Annotated in this window: 14 protein-coding genes; 8 read left to right on the plus strand and 6 right to left on the minus strand. The window is 34.8% G+C overall.

The annotated features are described in order from the left end of the window. Position 1: 1 nt before the first annotated feature. Genes tfrB through glyS form a run of 5 tightly spaced genes read left to right on the plus strand, consistent with a single transcriptional unit; the run spans position 2 to position 5,537 of the window. Positions 2 to 1,477 carry a fumarate reductase (CoM/CoB) subunit TfrB gene (gene tfrB / locus ACJMLD_RS00330; protein WP_405266876.1) on the plus strand — a complete coding sequence of 492 codons (1,476 nt, stop codon included), beginning with the start codon at positions 2 to 4 and terminating at the stop codon, positions 1,475 to 1,477. 11 nt (positions 1,478 to 1,488) lie between these two features. Beyond that, positions 1,489 to 2,397, plus strand: coding sequence for a TrmJ/YjtD family RNA methyltransferase (locus ACJMLD_RS00335; RefSeq protein WP_405266878.1), 909 nt, complete (start codon positions 1,489 to 1,491; stop codon positions 2,395 to 2,397). Next, complete coding sequence (locus tag ACJMLD_RS00340) at positions 2,394 to 3,224, plus strand: DUF362 domain-containing protein (RefSeq protein ID WP_405266880.1); 831 nt, start codon at positions 2,394 to 2,396, stop codon at positions 3,222 to 3,224. Before ACJMLD_RS00335 ends, ACJMLD_RS00340 begins: the two co-directional genes overlap by 4 nt. A gap of 18 nt (positions 3,225 to 3,242) precedes the next feature. Further along, a complete protein-coding gene (gene dcd, locus ACJMLD_RS00345) occupies positions 3,243 to 3,827 on the plus strand; it encodes a dCTP deaminase (RefSeq protein ID WP_405266882.1) in 585 nt (194 codons plus the stop codon). 15 nt (positions 3,828 to 3,842) lie between these two features. Then, complete coding sequence (gene glyS, locus ACJMLD_RS00350) at positions 3,843 to 5,537, plus strand: glycine--tRNA ligase (RefSeq protein WP_405266884.1); 1,695 nt, start codon at positions 3,843 to 3,845, stop codon at positions 5,535 to 5,537. A 9-nt stretch (positions 5,538 to 5,546) separates the two neighbouring features. Here the strand turns inward: glyS and ACJMLD_RS00355 are convergent, their stop codons facing one another. Continuing rightward, positions 5,547 to 6,323: a helix-turn-helix transcriptional regulator gene (locus ACJMLD_RS00355; RefSeq protein ID WP_405266886.1), complete on the minus strand. Its 777-nt coding sequence runs from the start codon at positions 6,321 to 6,323 to the stop codon at positions 5,547 to 5,549. 181 nt (positions 6,324 to 6,504) lie between these two features. Between ACJMLD_RS00355 and ACJMLD_RS00360 the strand changes: the two genes are divergently transcribed. Further along, positions 6,505 to 7,257, plus strand: coding sequence for a TatD family hydrolase (locus ACJMLD_RS00360; RefSeq protein ID WP_405266887.1), 753 nt, complete (start codon positions 6,505 to 6,507; stop codon positions 7,255 to 7,257). A gap of 9 nt (positions 7,258 to 7,266) precedes the next feature. Beyond that, positions 7,267 to 8,184: a TDT family transporter gene (locus ACJMLD_RS00365; RefSeq protein WP_405266889.1), complete on the plus strand. Its 918-nt coding sequence runs from the start codon at positions 7,267 to 7,269 to the stop codon at positions 8,182 to 8,184. 5 nt (positions 8,185 to 8,189) lie between these two features. Here the strand turns inward: ACJMLD_RS00365 and ACJMLD_RS00370 are convergent, their stop codons facing one another. The 3 genes from ACJMLD_RS00370 to ACJMLD_RS00380 form a co-directional block, all read right to left on the minus strand. Beyond that, positions 8,190 to 8,684 carry a hypothetical protein gene (locus ACJMLD_RS00370; RefSeq protein ID WP_405266891.1) on the minus strand — a complete coding sequence of 165 codons (495 nt, stop codon included), beginning with the start codon at positions 8,682 to 8,684 and terminating at the stop codon, positions 8,190 to 8,192. 6 nt (positions 8,685 to 8,690) lie between these two features. Further along, positions 8,691 to 9,743 carry a DUF1611 domain-containing protein gene (locus tag ACJMLD_RS00375; protein WP_405266893.1) on the minus strand — a complete coding sequence of 351 codons (1,053 nt, stop codon included), beginning with the start codon at positions 9,741 to 9,743 and terminating at the stop codon, positions 8,691 to 8,693. Between the two features lie 205 nt (positions 9,744 to 9,948). Further along, positions 9,949 to 10,803, minus strand: coding sequence for a hypothetical protein (locus tag ACJMLD_RS00380; RefSeq protein ID WP_405266895.1), 855 nt, complete (start codon positions 10,801 to 10,803; stop codon positions 9,949 to 9,951). Positions 10,804 to 11,000: 197 nt separating this feature from the next. Here ACJMLD_RS00380 and ACJMLD_RS00385 point away from each other — a divergent pair, with 197 nt between their 5' ends. After that, the gene (locus ACJMLD_RS00385; RefSeq protein ID WP_405266896.1) at positions 11,001 to 11,576 is read left to right on the plus strand and encodes a ZPR1 zinc finger domain-containing protein; all 576 of its coding nucleotides are present in this window, start codon (positions 11,001 to 11,003) and stop codon (positions 11,574 to 11,576) included. 18 nt (positions 11,577 to 11,594) lie between these two features. Here the strand turns inward: ACJMLD_RS00385 and ACJMLD_RS00390 are convergent, their stop codons facing one another. Then, positions 11,595 to 12,029 carry a hypothetical protein gene (locus ACJMLD_RS00390; RefSeq protein ID WP_405266898.1) on the minus strand — a complete coding sequence of 145 codons (435 nt, stop codon included), beginning with the start codon at positions 12,027 to 12,029 and terminating at the stop codon, positions 11,595 to 11,597. Positions 12,030 to 12,296: 267 nt separating this feature from the next. Further along, positions 12,297 to 18,308, minus strand: coding sequence for a hypothetical protein (locus ACJMLD_RS00395; protein WP_405266900.1), 6,012 nt, complete (start codon positions 18,306 to 18,308; stop codon positions 12,297 to 12,299). Positions 18,309 to 18,573 lie beyond the last annotated feature (265 nt).

Genomic DNA, 18,573 nt, shown 5'->3' on the forward strand with positions numbered 1-18,573 from the left:
AATGATTAAAGTTTATGTTTCAAGATTTAATAGTGAAACAGATGCTGAACCGCATTTGGAGTGTTATGAAATTGAAAAGACACCCCATATGAAAGTTCTCGATGCCTTGCAAGCTATTAATGAGAAATACGATGCAGACATTAGTTTTAGAAGTTCCTGTAGAGCAGGCCAATGCGGATCCTGCGGAATTCTATTCAAAGGAAATGGAGCTCTTGCATGCCAGAAAGAAATTGTGGATGGAGCGATAATTGAACCCCTCAAATTCCCGGTTATTAAAGATTTGATTGTTGACAAATCAAGCATTGAAGCTAAAGTCAAAGATTTGGAACTATCTCTTCAATGTGACCATAAATGCGATGAACTTGACACAAGCATAACAAAAGAAGATTCAAAAGAAACCAAAAAAGTCAGAAGCTGTATTGAATGTTATTCCTGTCTCTCATCCTGTCCAGTTGTTAACATTGCAACTGAAGAATTTGGCGGGCCATACTTAATGAGATATATCGATAAATTTGAAACCGACCCTAGAGATAAATTCGATAGGCTTAAAGAAGCTTTAGATGAAGGTTTGTATAACTGTACCAGTTGCGGCAAGTGCTTAGCAGTCTGTCCTAAAAACATCAATACATTTGGAGACGCAATAGAAAAAATGAGAGCTATTGCAGTTGCAAATGGTTCAGGGCCTCTTCCAGAGCATGTTGCATTTAAAGAAAATATCCTGGAAACCGGAAGGTCTGTTAAAACTGATAAGACTCCGTTTATTGAAGAGGCTGATAATTACACCGGCTCAAAAATAGCTTTCTTTACAGGATGCATGATTGATTATAAATTCCCTGAACTTGGCCATAAGTTAGTCAAAATTCTAAAAGAAAATGGAATCGAAATCGACGTTCCGGAAGGCCAGGTCTGCTGCGGGTCTCCACTTTTAAGAACAGGACAAACCGATATTGTCCAGGAACTTGTTGATAAAAACAAGGAAGTCTTTAAAGACTATGACACCATAATCACAATCTGTTCCGGTTGTGGAGCTACTTTAAAGAACAATCATCCTGAATTCGGTTCAAAATTACATGTAATGGACATCAGTGAATTCTTGGTCGATAAGCTTGATGAAAGCAAACTTAAAGAAGTCAAGATGACCGTCACATACCATGACCCTTGCCATTTGGGTAGAGGACAGGGAATTAAAGATGCACCGAGAGACATTATCGAAAAGATTCCCGGCATTGAATTCAAAGAGATGTTGTATCCTTGCCAATGCTGCGGTGCCGGCGGCGGAATTAAATCTGGAAAACCTGAAATTGCAATGGAACTGTCAAAAGCAAAAGCAGAAATGATTAAAGATACCGGTTCTGATGCAGTAATTACAATATGTCCATTTTGCCAGCTGAACTTGCAAGATGGTCTTGATGCAATTGGATGTGAAGATATAAAATGTATGCACATCCTGGAATTGTTAGATAAGGCTTATGAATAATTAAATAGGAGTTGATTAAAATAGGAGATGCTGCTGTAAGCGAAGAAAAAGTGGTTGAAACAACTACTATGACCGCGCCTGAAAAAAAAGAAGAAAGCAGCACAGAAAAGGAATCAACTTCAACAAAAAAATCCAAAGCAAAGAAGCAGGCTAGAGGAACTGCCAGGTCTAAGATTGTAAGAGAACAGGAGCAAAATGAGATTAATCTCTTCAAAGAGAATATCTACATTGTTTTTGTTGAATGTGAAACTCCAGGAAACATAGGTTTTCTTGCAAGGACAATGGCTAACTTTGGGCTGAAAAATCTAGTGCTAATCAATCCTCCAACATTGACAAACGAAGCATTCTATCAGGCCACCCATGGGAAATACATTGTTGAAAATGCAAAAATATATCCTACATTAGATGATTTCTATCAATCCCAAAGGATTGATTTTAAGGTTGCTTCAACAGGAATGGCCGGAGGAAGCTATAACTTATCAAGAATTCCCCTAAGGCCGGAACAACTTGGTGAATCAATGAATGTTTCAAATAAAATTGCAATTCTATTTGGAAGAGAAGGTGACGGACTTACAAATAAGGAAATTGAGGACTGCGATATTTGCGTGTCAATACCGACAGACCCCACTTACCCGATAATGAATATCTCGCATGCCGCTGCGATAATATTCTATGAAATGTTCAAAAATAAGCATGACTTTGGAGTTGAAGGCGTTAGTGAAAGCAGCGACTTAGAGAAAGATTATCTTATTAAGGATATGAATTCATTAATTGACTCACTGGATATTCCGGAACACAAAAAGAAAAACGGTAAAAAGACCTTTAGAAATATTATTTCAAGAGCATTCATTACAGGCAGAGAATCACATACCATGAAAGGTATTTTAAGAAGATTAAACAATAAAATTGGTGAACAATGAGAAGACCTAGACTAGTAGATTTCAGCAGATTCATCCTTAAATACATCTTCAATTGGAGATTCAGGATAGCAGAATATACCAAAAAATCAAATATCTATAAGAAAATAGTTGATACATTGTTATTCAAAGATGACGAAATCATCGTTATACCAAATACTATTAATATTAATAAAAAAATCGAATCTGAAGGCTCTGAATTCCTGCCGACTGAAATAATTAAAGATGTTATAATACGCAGCAATGACATAGTCATAATGAACAGTTGCCTCTGCAGGACATCTAACAACTGTCAGGACTACCCGCAGGATATCGGATGCATTTTCCTTGGTCCGACAACAAGAAAGATTCCAAAACATATCGGCCATAAAGCAACCGTTGAAGAAGCTTTAGCCCAAGTAGATAAGGCTGATGAAGCTGGATTAAGCCATATTATCGGAAGAAATAAAATCGATACCGTTTGGATGAATGTGCATCCTGGAAAAGGACTTCTGACAATTTGCCATTGCTGTCCATGTTGCTGCCTGTGGAAAGTTTATCCGAATTTGGATACTGACATTAGCGATAAATTAGAAAAACTTGATGGCGTTGAAGTCAAGCTTCATGAAGACAAATGCAAACTTTGTAAAAAGTGTTTAGATGAAGTCTGTATGTTTAAAGCCATCAGCTTAAAAGACAATAAGATTACTATTGATCATGACATATGCAGGGGCTGCGGCCTTTGCGTCAATACTTGTAAATTTGATGCCATTACAATTGACTACACCGAAGAAACCATTGATAATGTAGTTAATAGAATGGATAATTTAATTGAAATAAAAGAGTTATAATACTATTTGCGTGAAAAAATGGCAATTTTAAGTGATAAAACTATAAAAGAATATCTGAAAGAAGGCAAGATTGGTTTTGAACCCCTTTTGGATGAAAAGCAAATACAACCATCTTCAGTAGATATGAGATTGGGAGATGAATTTAAGGTATTTAAAGTAATCAGAAAACCATACATTGACCCGAAAGATGAAGAGGAAGTTGCATCTTACATGGAATCAACAACCGTTGAAGACGGCGATGCATTCATAATTCACCCAAATGAATTTGCCCTCGCTACAACTTTAGAGTATGTTAAAATACCGGATGATTTAGTTGCAAGGGTGGAAGGTCGTTCAAGTATGGGAAGGCTAGGCGTTACAATGCATGTTACTGCAGGATTTATTGACCCTGGTTTTGAAGGAAAGATTACTTTAGAAATATCCAACATCGGCGCAATGCCTGTTGCATTATATCCTGGTCAGAGAGTATGCCAAATCGTATTTGAAACCATGACAACACCATCAGAAGTTCCCTACGGACATCCTGATAGAAACAGTAAGTATATGGGTCAAACTCGCCCTGAAAGCAGTAGAGTTAAATTAGACTATGAATTAAAAAAATAAGCGGAGTTAATATTTATGAATCATGATAAAATGACCAACATCAGTGCAAAAAGAGGATTTTTATGGCCGTCCTTTGAGATCTACTCCGGAGTATCCGGTTTTACAGACTATGGTCCTCTTGGAGCAAGCCTAAAAAACAACATTATGCAGAAATGGAGAAAACAATATGTTTCCGGTGAAGGATTTTATGAAATCGAAGGCCCGACCGTAATGCCTGAAGAAGTCCTGAAGGCATCAGGACATGTTGACAACTTCACAGACCCGATGTGCAAATGTGAAAAATGCGGAGAGGTATTTAGAGCAGACCACATTATTGAAGATGTTATCGGCGAAGATGTGGAAAGCCTTGAAAACGAAGAACTTGACCAAATCGTAATCGACAACAATATTGTCTGTCCGGAATGTGGAGGCAAGCTATCAAATATTTGGAATTACAACTTAATGTTTAAAACCTCAATTGGCGCTAAAGGAGATAAGGTAGGCTACATGAGGCCTGAAACCGCACAAGGAATATTCATCTTATTCAAACGTTTGGAAAGATTTTTCAGAGGAAAACTTCCATTTGGTGCAGTTCAACTTGGAAAAGCATACAGAAATGAAATTTCACCAAGACAAGGAGTCATTAGGCTCAGAGAATTCACTCAGGCAGAAGCTGAAATCTTTTTAAACCCTAAAGATAAAACTCATCCTAAATTTTCACAAATTGAAGATGTGATTTTGCGCTTGAATTCACAGGAAGTTCAGGAAAATGACTTGGAACCTTTAGAGATAACTGCCCGTGAAGCGCTTGATAAGGGAATTGTAGCCAATGAAATGCTGATTTACCAGTTATATTTAGCCCGCAAATTCTTAACAGAAATTGGAATTCCAGAAGAGGTATTGAGATTCAGACAACACTTGGCAGGGGAAATGGCCCATTATGCACTTGACTGCTGGGATGTTGAAGTTAAAACCGACAAATACGGTTGGGTTGAAATTATCGGAATAGCAGATAGGGGAGATTACGATTTAACATCACACTCCCAGTACAGTAACGATGATTTGAATGTATTCATTGAGTACGATGAACCTAAAAAAGTCCAAAAGACTATTGTTAAACCGAACTTGTCCAAATTCGGACCAATATTCAAAGGTGACTCACCTAAAGTAAAACAAGCCATTGAAGATGCCGATATTGAAGAAATCAAAGCTGCAATAGAAAGTGAAGGCAAGTTTACTGTTGAGTTAGACAAAACCTATGAAGTAAGCGAAGACCTGCTCATCTTTGAAGATATCGAAGAGGAGATAACTGGTGAAAAAGTGGTGCCTCATGTCATTGAACCTTCATTCGGTATTGATCGTATCACATATTCTGTTTTATTGCACTCATTTGCCGAAACCGAAGAGAAGGACTATTTCAAATTTGATAAGTCCGTAGCTCCAGTGCAGCTTGGAATATTCCCCCTTGTAAACAAAGAAGGCCCTCGTGAAATAGCTCAAGAATTAACAGAAAATCTAAGAATGGCAGGATTCACTGTTGAATATGATGCAACTGGAACTATCGGAAAGAGATATGCTAGAGCTGATGAGATTGGAATTCCTCTTGCAATAACAGTTGATTTCGATACATTAGATGACAATCAGGTAACTGTTAGGGATAGGGACACAGAAGCTCAAGAAAGAATTCCTATTGAAGAGCTGAATGACTATCTCGAAAAATATTATAAATGAGTTTGAAACTCATTTATTTTCATTTTTAAAATTTGCAAACAGATTATTCGCCCAGGCGATTGAATCCGAATCTTTAGATGTCAATAATCTGTTTTGATCAAAATAGCCATCATCCCTGAACAAACCTAAAATCACCACCTCATCCGTAACAATCAATAAAAAGTTTTGTTCGCCTCCAAATGTGGTTAGGCTCTCAATTTTGGATTTTTCCTCAAAAATATCAAAAACGACTTCCGGCACTATTGCCTCAACTTTTTTCTTGTCCACAACCAAATCATTTAATTTTTCATTGAATATTTTATGATAAAACGGCAAAACACATTTTACTTCATTAGCACTGGTTAAAACATCTTCAATGTAGTTATACATCTTATATACATCAATACTATCGGATTCTATGAGATTTGCCTTTCCAAGCAGATACAGCTCGGCAACTGATTTGTTCGGAATCATTTTCACTAGATGTTTATCTAAGATATTGAAAAATTCATTTAACAAGTTTATGATGTTGTCGAGTTCTATAATCTCTTCAATTTTCAATTTTGTTGAATTGGATAAAAAATATTTATTCCTATATCTGTATACATGGTCTTTTAATTCCAAATAATGCATATTGCTTGATATTGAACTGTAACTTAACCCTGTACTGTCATTCAAGTCTTTCATGTTTAAAGGCTCCTCATATAGGATAGCCAATATCTTTAACCTTATCAATGAATTAGTCAAGTACTTAACTTCTTCTGAAATCGAATCATAGCTTTCTAAATAACTTTTGTTGTCTTCCATGTTATCACCAAGTAGTATTACTTACATCGTTATTTTTATTACTAAAAAATATAAAATCTATTGAAGTGAACAAATGCGACAAGTAGCACTTGCAATAAATTTAAATGTAAAAAAACAATTCAGTAATTTTTTTAAAACAAGAGAAACAAAATAAGATTAACTAAACATTATATGTGATAATATGATTGATACACACATCCATGCAGATTCAAGAAGTAGTGAAGATTTCAAGGATATGTATTTGGCCGGAATAGACACCGCCATAACATGCAGTTTCTATCCGTACAAAGTTAACGAAGAAATTCTCTTAAACCATTTGAATAGAATTTTGGAATTTGATACCAATAGAGCATCAAAATATGGCATTGACTTGAAAGTTGCATTGGGAATCCATCCTACAAACACCGTGAAAAATCCGGAAGTAATATTTAATGAATTATATTCATGGATAGACAACAAGCAAATTGTGGCTATCGGGGAAATCGGTCTGGAAGACCTGACGGATATTGAAATAGAGACATTCAAAAAACAGCTGATTATTGCCGATGAAACCGAATCTAAAGTAATCATTCACACACCAAGAAAAAACAAATTGGAAGTTTTGAAAGTGATTTTGGATATTGTTCCACAATATCTGGATGAAAAGCAGGCTGTGATTGATCATATTAATCCGAACGTCATTGGTGAAGTTATTGACAAGGAATATATGTTAGGCCTAACCGTACAACCTCAGAAACTGGATGTTGCTGGAGCAATAGCCATTTTAGATGAATTCGGATTCGATAGATTCTTTTTAGATAGCGACATGAGCAATAATCCGTCAGACCACCTTTCAGTTCCAAAAACTATTCGAGAACTAACAAGGCTTGGTTACAAACAAAGCGATATCGAAAAGGTATCCCAGAATAATGCCAAAGAATTCTACAAAATATAATCAGGTACCATGAATATCATTAGACAATTGCCCCTACCAGTTTCCGGATTGATTCTCGCATTGTTATCTCTCGGTAACCTCCTGCAGGACATTCATCCATACATAAGATACCTGTTTGGGGCAATAGGCTGCATATTTTTAATCTTAATAGTTTTAAAAGCTGCATTATATCCTCAAGACATTAAAAGTGATTTTGAAAATCCGATAATCTTAAGCAGTTGCGGTACATTTTCCATGAGTTTGATGCTGTTATCTACATATCTTATACAATTTATGCCAAGTATCGCGTATACCATCTGGATAATTGGAATTGTCTTGCATATAATGTTAATGATTTACTTTACCTATCGTTTTGTCATATCTTCCTTTGATATTTCAACAGTCTACCCAACATGGTGGATAGTCTATGTTGGAATTACGATGGGTGCAATTACAGCACATATACATGGACTTAATGAAATTGGATTCATCTGTTTTGCAATCGGATTTGCGGCCATGCTGATTACAACACCATTAATGATTTACAGATATGTCAAGTACCAGGACATTCCAAACATGAACAAGCCGCTGATCTGCATCCATACTGCATTATTCAGCATATTGATTGTCGGTTATTTGAATTCCACAACGGACATCTCAAATGAATTCTTAATTGGAATATATCTGATAGCTTGCTTGATGTACCTGTTTTCGTTTTATAAGCTGGTTGAATATAGGAATCTGGAGTTTTATCCAAGCTTTTCAGCATTTACATTCCCATTTGTAATAAGTGCACTTGCAACAAAAGGAGTTTTGGATGTGATGCAGCCAAATATATTATTGTCTGCCATTTCAACAGCGCAAACATTAATAGCAGTGATTGCGGTATTCTATGTTATATCCGAATACATGAACTTTTTGAAAAATAGTGGAGGAAGTAGAAATTAATCTACTTAACCTTTGTTAACTAATTTTACCTTTTTAGGGGAGATAATGATTAAATTTTTCTCTTCGGAACGTGCGAGCAATAATGCTTGCGCATCATAGTTTGCCCTTAGCAATTTAATCTTATCGCCAGCCAATTTGAAGTTAGCAGGACTTTCCTTTTCTAAAAAAGATAGATCTACAATAATAGGATTCTTTTCTTCGATTATTTGGTCGACCATATAATTTATATCATCAAGAGTTTTGGGCCTGATTAGAACAATTTCATAAAAGGGTTGTTCCGGTACAATCACATAGTCATAATCATCATAAATCGGCACTTGAACTTGATTCTGTGCGGTTCCAGACTCAGATGCATCTTGAACATTTTGTTCATCGCTGTTAGAAGATTTAATAAAGCTATTAATAAACTCATTTAAATTAAAACCTTCACCGCCATTGCTGTCTTTTGATTCTGTTTCCTCAAAGCCTAAGCTTCTTTTTATAGTGTCAGTAAAGCTCATTTAAAACTACTCCTCTAAATATTTAAATATTGCATCTAATAATTTGGAAGCTCCATTTTTATAAACGTCTTCCGCAGGCAAATTATAAGTTGATTCAAAGTATTCAGGGCATAAATCTAAACTAGCATTTTTAAGATTGACTGATAATCCGACAACTTTTGTAGGTTCGACAGCTTCAATAGCCTTAATCTCTTCTTCAATGCCTCTAGGTTCCCTATATGGGTGATTTGGTCTGTGTCCAACAATTACTGCATCAGGAGCGCATCCAATTAAAATGGCTGCTGATAAACCTCTAGGGTGAGGGTTTCCTTTTTCAGTTAAACTGGATTGACCTTCAATAAAAATAATGTCTGGTTGTTTTGTCTCTTCAACATATTTGATTGCAGATAATACTGCTGCCGGAACATCCATTGCAGATAAACTTCCAGCTCTAAAATTAAAATCAGTAGGTTCTTCTAATCCCATCTCATCAGTTGATATGATTGCAGGTTTTAAACCCCTTTCAACACTTGCCAAACCAAGCATTTTGGTGGTGGTTCTTTTACCGCATTCCTGAGAAGTTCCGCCAACAAAGATTACCGGCGCTTTTGCTTTGTAAGATATCTTCGGCAATACTTCACATGATTTCTCAGGAGCGACACCAGCTATCTTTTCTACAACATCTAATCTAGGGCCGATTTCCTTTATAACTACATTTTTGGAATCAGCAAATTTCTTTAAAGACAAATTTTCACTAATGGATAATGATCTAAAGGAAGTAATTACGTTTAACCCTGCATCAATAGCTTGAACTGCGTATTTTAAGGCTGTTCCTTCAGCACCTATTGGCAACATTATAACTAAAGATTTGGCATCCGGTGCGCCTTTTAAACAGTTTTCCAAGCCATCTGCCACCATATGGCCACAAAATTCTTTTCCTTGTTTTCTAACATCATCATCGATGAATCCTATCGCTTCAATTCCTTCAAGATTAGAGAATTTCTCTCCTCCACCCCCACAACCAACAACGAGGAATGGATTTAACTCTTGAATCTCTTTAACTGATTTTACTGAATACAAAAATTTCAACCCCTATAACTTATAATTTATAACAACCATGTAAATTTATTATCTTAAGATTTTTCTGAAATATTCGAAAAAAATGTTACATTATTAATTATAATTTTTCATATTAATAAATGTAAATGTTTTAGGGAAAAAATTTATTGAAAAAAATAGTGAAAAAATAGTGAAAAAATAAAATGAAATCCCTTAAGATTTCAAATTATTCATTTATAAAATCAGGACCGCCACTACCTCCGGAACCAGATGAAGATCCTCCGCCAGAAGAAGAACCCCCATGAGAAGAGGAACCACTACCAGAAGAAGAACCACTATGAGAAGAGGAACCGCTAGATGAAGAACTACTACTTGATTGTTGGCTACTTCCGGAACTGGAAGAAGAACTACTACTTGATTGTTGGTTGCTTCCGGAACTGGAAGAAGAACTACCACTTGATGAGCCACTACCTGAACTGGATGATGAACTGGAGCTTGTTTGACTTGAACTGCTTGAATAATCATCTGAATAGTCACTGTCATCGTAAGTAGTATAGTTTGATGAAGTATCCTCAACCGCATCATCATAGTCTTCAGCTTCTACAGGAGCTGTGAAAACAAGACTGTCAACCATATGTTTGAGAATATCCAAATCTTCACTTCCTATGATGATATTGTCATGAGTGGTTTCATTTCCGATACTGGCAATATAATAATCGGTACCATTGATGTGGTTTTGCTTAATATTATATCCGTGATAGCTTTCCACATCCTCTGCACCATCAAACAGGGTATTATGCATTAATGAAAATCCGTCAGAACCCTCCATGCTTAAATCTTCAGCACTATTGTATGCATTCATGAATACTTTTTTAGAAGGGCATTGATATGTTTTAATTCCATTTTCGTTTACTGTCCATGCCACATCATCAGTACTAGGCACTTCCATCATAGCGCTACTGCTAATATTTAGTGTTTCATACGTAACTTCCGATTGGGAAGTTAATGCGATACCAATGCCAACAACAAGGGCGATTGCTATTAGAATTAATGGTATTAAAATGTAATTGTCAAGTTTCACGTAAATCACCTTTTTAAATATCACTCACATTTGTGGTTATTTATAATATTTTAAAATCACTCATATTTATTTATTTTTGATTTTTAAGCAATAGTTTTTTTACTATAACGAAAAAATATAATCTTAATAAGTATCGAAAATAATATTCATGACTAATAAAATTATTGATGAATTTAAAGTTAAGGGGTATGTTTTAGATGGATGAGGAAAACCTTGGAGAAATGATTATCAAATGTCCCGCATGCGGTGTTGAAGGTGTAGCGAAATCAATAATGAAAGAGCTTGATATTCCCCATTTTGGAAAGGTCCTGGAAACAACACTGCAATGCCCTAAATGCGGATTTAGGCATAGCGACGTAATAGCCTTAGAACAGAAGGATCCTGCTAAATATGTAATTGAAATTAATAAAAACAATTTGTCCGTGAGAGTTGTTAGGTCACAGTCTGCAACCGTTGAAATACCTGAACTTGGCGTTAAAGTAGAGCCTGGACCAAAATCCGAAGGATATGTAACCAATATAGAGGGCGTACTTACCCGTTTTGAGGATGCGGTCAAAAAAGCATTGAATCTGTTTGAGGATGCACAATCTCAGGAAAATGCAAAGATTGCTCTTGAGAGAATCCAAAAGCTAAAAAAAGGAAATGGAACTGCTACTTTGATTATTCTTGATCCATTTGGTCAAAGTAACGTTGTAAGTGAAAAGGCTGAAATTTCTGAAATTCCAGAAGAGGAATTGAAACAATTAAAAACAGGTTTTAGTCATATTGAATAATGAAAAAAAAGAAGAAATTTATTCTTCTAATTCTTCTTCATCTTCATCAGGTGCTGTGAAGCTGAATGTGGTGTCTTCAACAACATCCTTTAATTTTAATGTTTTTTGTACATCCATAGCTAATGCATTACAGTCAGCTTTGATAGCTTCTAAGTGTAATAAAATTCTTTCTTTTTCTTGATTGATTCTAGTAATGTTGGTGTATGGGTAAGTACATTCTTTAAACATTTCATATTCAATAGTAGTGTATGGGTAATCGTTTAATTGTTCACATACATTTTTTAAAACTGAATATAGGAAATTGTTCATTTCTACTTTTACTCTTTCCCTAATCATTTTGTCATCATCAAGATTTTCTTTCATTAAACGTACAACTTCTGCTTTAGCGAAAGGTAATTTCTCTTCTTCGATTAATTCTTCAGAAGTTCCATCAATCATTTCTTCTTCAGACATAATTACACCTCATTAGTTCATTTAAGAATATTGATTCACTCTACGATTTTTTAAAAAAAATATCATTTCATCAATATCTAATATAATATTTAACCCAAGTATTATATAAAGGTTTCGTTTAAATTGAAAAAACGGAACAGTATTTGATAGTTTTTATACATAACTTGTAGAATAATCAAGTGTAAAATTGATAATTTTAATACTTTCAAAATTTTGAAAAACCGTTTTAAAAAAATAAGAAAAAGTAGCTTGAAAGCTACTTAAATTTTATCTTTTTTTGAAAATATCACCGCTTCCAAAGATTATGGAAACCAATGCAGAAACAATCAATAATGCAATAAGGTTTGCAGTAGAGTATTTTCCAAGGCTTGGTGTTGGATGTTTGATATTCATAGCTTTTGATAGCTTATGCTTTGTCAATTTATCAGTAAAGTTGTTACTAGGATTTTTAACAATTTTTACCAAGGCAAAATCTTCATTATTGCTCAAATCAATGTCAAATGTATCGCTTACTACATTTACAATATTCCTGAAGACTCCATCCTTAATTGCTTCGAATTTCAATAACAGTTTTTCTTCACCGCCCGCAGCAAGTTCATCAATGGACCATTCATAAGTTGAAGTATCGAATATGCCTCTTGTCGCTTTAACGGATTTTAAAATCAAAGATTTATCAAATATTTCCCTAACTTTAACATTCAAAGCATCGTCCGGGCCTGCATTAGTCAACTTGATTGAATAGGCTACCAAGTCTCCAACCTTATATTGATATTTTGAAACTGTCTTTGTAATAGCCAAATCGGCTGCAGGATAAACATGAATCATATCTTCAGCCTCATTGTTCTCAGGATTAGGATCCTCTTCATTGCCGGAAACGATAGCGAAATTAGTAATATCGCCAGTTTCGACAACTTTTGATGTAATCTCTAATTTTTTAAAGTCACCGACTTCCAGTTCGCCGATATACCATATTCCAGCTTCATAGATTCCATAACCCTCTGCACTAATGAATTTTAAGCCGTCAGGCAATAAGTCCTCAACAATGACACCAGTTGCATCATTCAGACCTTCATTTGAAACTATCAATGTCCATTTGACAATGTCCCCATAATTTGCATTGGAAACATTGGCTGACTTTTCAATTGAAAGATCTGAAACTGGAAATGCGTCAATTGACTCATTATCATAGTTATTGGACATGTTAATATCATATTCATTGGCTATTGCAGATATGTTGTTGGTAATGGTTCCCAAACCATTTACATAACAACTAATATTCAGATATTCAACTCCTCCTTTGATTAAATAATCCAAGCTCCAGACACCATTTTCATAAGTTCCTCTACTTGACACATAGCCATTAAAGATCAATTCTTTAGGCAACTCATCATATACACGAACATCTGTTGCATTATCAGGACCGATATTCATAACAGTGATTCTCCAAGTAATCACATCTCCGAAGAACAGATTATCATCATTAACTTCTTTTAAAACAGCAATATCAGCAGCTGACGGCACATCGATAGATTCATTATCAACATTATTAGTTAAATCAGGGTCATATTCGTTTCCGGAAATCTTAGCTATATTTGTTAAATGACCTGTTTCATTAACTTTACATATGATTTCTAATCTTTCTGTTTCATCCTTTTCAAGACAACATACGTTCCATATGCCCTCATCATAAAATCCTTTACTTGCTGTATAATTTAACAATATCAATCCATTCGGCAAAGCATCTTCTACAACGATGCCGGTTACTTTATCCGGACCTTTGTTTGATGCGATTAATGTCCATTTGACTAAATCACCATAATTGACCTCACTATCATTAACCGTTTTGATAATGGTCAAATCACCAGAGTTATTAACAACAATAGATTTACCATCCTTGTTATTTTTCAGATTATAATCAAATTCTTTGGCGCTGACTTTAGCATTGTTTGTAATATTGCCGGTTGCATTTACTCTAGATATGATATTCAGTTCAATTGATTTTCCTTTGTTTAAAGTGCCAATATTCCAAACTCCAGCATTATGATTATACTTGTTGTGTGAATCATCACTAACCCAAATTAAAGATTCTGGGAGAAAATCGATAACCTTGACATCATGGGCATCATCAGGACCGTTATTCTTGACTGTTAAAGTCCATTTGACTAAGTCTCTGAAATTATGATTTGAATTATTCACCAATTTTAGAACTTCCATATCTGATGCTGGATTGATGGTGATTGATTTATTGGCAACATTATTCGTTAAGTTATAATCATATTCATTGCCGGTTATATTTGCAGAATTGACAAATTTGCCTGTTTTATTTGCTTGTGTAATAATGGTTATCTTTAATGTTTCGCCAACATCCAAATTACCAATATTGAACACATTATTGGAGTAGGAACCTTTATCTAAAGTAGAATTTATATAAACAAATCCTTTCGGCAATATGTCCACTACCTTAACGCCGGTTGCCTTGTTTGGACCATTATTCTTAATGGTTAATGTCCATTTGACTAAACTGGTGTAATTTGCAGTTGAAGCATTAACTGATTTTGTAATTTCCAAATCCGCTGAAGGTTTAACATTGATTTGCTCATCATCATAATTATTGGTCAAATCATAATCAAACTCGCGAGAAGTTACATTAACCTTATTGGTAATTTTTCCTGTTGCATTGACTTTACAGATTATTGAAATTTGAACAGATGCTAAAGGATTTAAAGTTCCAATATTCCAAATACCATTACTTTTATTATAATTTCCATTACAGCTAACAAATATCAATGATTTAGGAAGGATATCAACCACTTTTACATCATGAGCAACATTCGGACCATTATTTAAAACTTTAATAATCCATTTAATTGAATCTGCGTAATTTGGATTTGAATTATTGACTAGTTTTTGAACTTCCAAATCACAAGCGGGATTAACATTGACCGCTTTTTGATCATTATTATTAGTAAAATCATAATCAAACTCACTGGAGGATACATTGACCTTATTAGTTATTTTTCCTGTCGAATCGGCCTTAGCGACAATATTCAACTTAACGGACTTGCCAACACCTAAAGTGCCAACAGTCCAGACCCCAGTCCTATTATTGTAAGCAGACTGGTCACAACTAATAAATTTTAAGGAATTTGGAAGCACATCCACAACTCTCACATCATGAGCAACATCAGGACCGTTATTTGAAACTTTAATAGTCCATTTAACCAAATCATGATAATTAAGACTAGTTACATTAGCAGATTTTACAACACCCACATCAACAGCAGGATTGACATTGACTGCTTTTTGATCCTTATTATTAGTCAAATCATAATCGAACTCACGAGAAGTTACATTAACATTATTAACAATTTTACCGGTCACATCGACCTTGCAAACAATATTCAGCTTAACAGACTTACCGACACCCAAAGTGCCAACAGTCCAAACGCCAGTCTTATTATTGTAAGCAGACAAATCACAACTAATAAATTTTAAGGAACTTGGAAGCACATCCACAACTTTCACATCATGAGCAACATCCGGACCATTATTCTTAACAGTCAAAGTCCACTTAACCAAATCACCATAATTAGGAGCAGTCACATTAACCTTTTTCACAACACTCACATCCACAGCTGATGTAACACCAACCTGTGCCTCATCAAAATTATTGGATAAGTCATAATCAAACTCCTTCAAAGACACAGTAGCATTATTCTTAATAACACCAGTACCATTAACCCTAGCAACAATATTCAATTTAACAGACTTACCGACACCTAAAGTACCAACAGTCCAAACACCAGTCTTATTATTATAATTTCCATCACTACTGACAAAAATCAAAGACCCTGGAAGAACATCAGCAACTTTAACGCTATGGGCAACATCAGGACCATTATTCTTAACAGTCAAAGTCCACTTAACCAAATCACCATAATTAGGAGCAGTAACATTAACCTTTTTCACAACAGCCACATCAGCTGCTTGGGGAACTGTGATTGATTTTTCATCATGATTATTGTTAAGGTTGGTATCAAATTCAATTCCTGTAACATTTGCTTTATTTACAATATCACCAGTTTTATTTACTAAAGTTACAATATTTACAACAAATGTTTTTCCAACATTTAATGATTCTATTTTCAAGACGCCTGTTTTTGGATTAAATTTACCATTACTATCGTCGCTTTTCCAGATTAGACCATCCGGCAATAAGTCATTTACAACGACACCAGTAGCATTATTCGGACCATTATTAGCAATACTTAATGTCCAAACAATCAAATCCCCATAATTGACTGAATCTTTATTGGAAGATTTAGTTATCCTATTGTCAATTTTCGGATAAACATTAAATACTGTGGTGTTTGTAATTGCTTTATAATAGTTGTCTTCAAAGTGTTTTGCTGTAACATAGTATTTTCCAGGCTTCAAGTTAGTTAAATTGGCTGATACTTCACCTAAATAATTTGATTTTAAAGTTTTATTATAAACAACAGTACCATCCTCATGTTTAACGGTCATTAATATTTTCATATTATATTCCCTATCATCCTGATATAACTTACCGCTCATTGTGGCGCCAGAAACAGGGTGTTCTCCGTCGATTTCAATTTTATTATAATTGGCGGCATTATAAATTGCATTTGAAACAGCCAAATTATCATAATCTGCAATATTATTTCCACCATAAATGACAGAACTAACTCTTTCCACTTCGCCATAGTAAATATCCTGAGCAGAGACTGGCAAATGATAAACCCATGCCTGATTTTGGTATAGGGTGTTGTTTTTTAATTTGAATTCAACCCCATGTTTATCAAAATAAATTGCACTACCATTCCTTGCAGTATTGTACTTGAAAATATTATTCTGAGCCAATACTTTTGTAGAATTGACATAGATAGCGCCACCCAATCCGTCATTCAACTTTTTGACATCAGGTATTGCTTCGTTTGCAATGAATTTAGAATTTTTAACTGTTGTGTCATTGCCTTTAATAAATACGGCACCACCATCAATATTAGCAATGTTTCTGTTAAATTCAGACTTTATGATTTTGACATTGTTCGCCTCAATATTCACGGCACCACCATATTCTGATGCATAATTATCATCAAATGTTGACTTTTCGATTTTAATATTAAATCCATCTAATTTGACTGCACCTCCTAAAGGAGCTTTATTACCTTTAAAAACACTATTAGTAATGTTCAAATCCATATAATCCTGATAATCCATCAATATGGATACCGCTCCACCAAAAACATTTGCAGTATTGTTTATTAATGTGCAGTTGTTTAGGTTTCCGGATGCATGATATGTCAAAGCACCTCCATGATCGGCCGTATTGTTTATGAAAACACAGTTGTAATAAGATGAACCATTTCTAACACATCCTGCACCTGCATGACCTGAACCGTCAGATGTCACAACTATATTGTTTTTGAATAAACAATCCCGAACAACACCATAAGATGGTTCCGTATCCAATCCAATCTGTATTGCTCCGCCACATAGGGCATCAGGTCCGCGAATATAGTTTGAATCAAAAATACAGTTTATTATTTTAAAGTCATGACTAAACGCTCCCACTGCCCCTGCAGCAATTCCGGCACCATTCTTTGTGAAATTACAGTTTTTCAATGTCAGGCCTTGAGCGGTCTCTGCTTTATAGGGAGTATGTATTGCACCTGATGTAACATTTGCAAAGTTATTTTCAAAAACGCAATTATCAAATGTTATGAATTTGGCCGATACTCTCACAGCCGCACCTCTAGCATCCGTATATCCGTTGATGAATTTCAGATTGCTGAAACTGGATTGGGCTCCTCCGGAAGTAATCTTTAAAATGGCTGTAGATTTTTTGCCGTTTAGAGTAGCCTTAGATGATGAAGTGAAAGTCAACTTTTTGTTGAGTGTAATCGTATCATCCGCACTTGCCGGGACAAATGTTCCGCTGAGCTTTATTGTATCTCCACTATCCGCATTATCTATCACCCTCTGAATATCACTAAATGTTCCGCCATTTAGCGAGTAGGAATTTGCTTGCAATATTTCATTTTCTTGAGTATTCGACAGTCTTATTTCATTTTCTTGAGAATTCTCCATCATATCTTCTAAATCAACTTCCACACTAACATCATCAGTCTCATTTAAATCTAAAGCATAGGCCTGATCGATATTTAAGCCTACAGCAGTGAACATTAAAAAGATGAGAGCTAATGAAATGAGGAAGGTTTTGCTAATAGCTATCTTTTGAATAGTTTCTAACATTGTATTACCTCGAATGAGGACATTTACCTGCTATTAATTAACAAAAGTTATCAATCAGCAATTAAACTTTTTATTTCAAGTTTGATTTGAAAATAATAAATCTATACAATTAAATTTGGAAAATAACCCTAATTAAAAAGCAAGCTATGATCTAGTCGCCTTTCACGAATGATTTTTTAATTAAATTATCGCCATAATTAAAAATTACCATCCAATTTGAGATGCAGAAATATACTTTTTCAAATCAGCACATAATTTAACCGAA

It is taken from the genome of Methanobrevibacter sp. (assembly GCF_045112895.1).
In the GTDB taxonomy this organism is placed as follows: Archaea; Methanobacteriota; Methanobacteria; order Methanobacteriales; family Methanobacteriaceae; genus Methanocatella.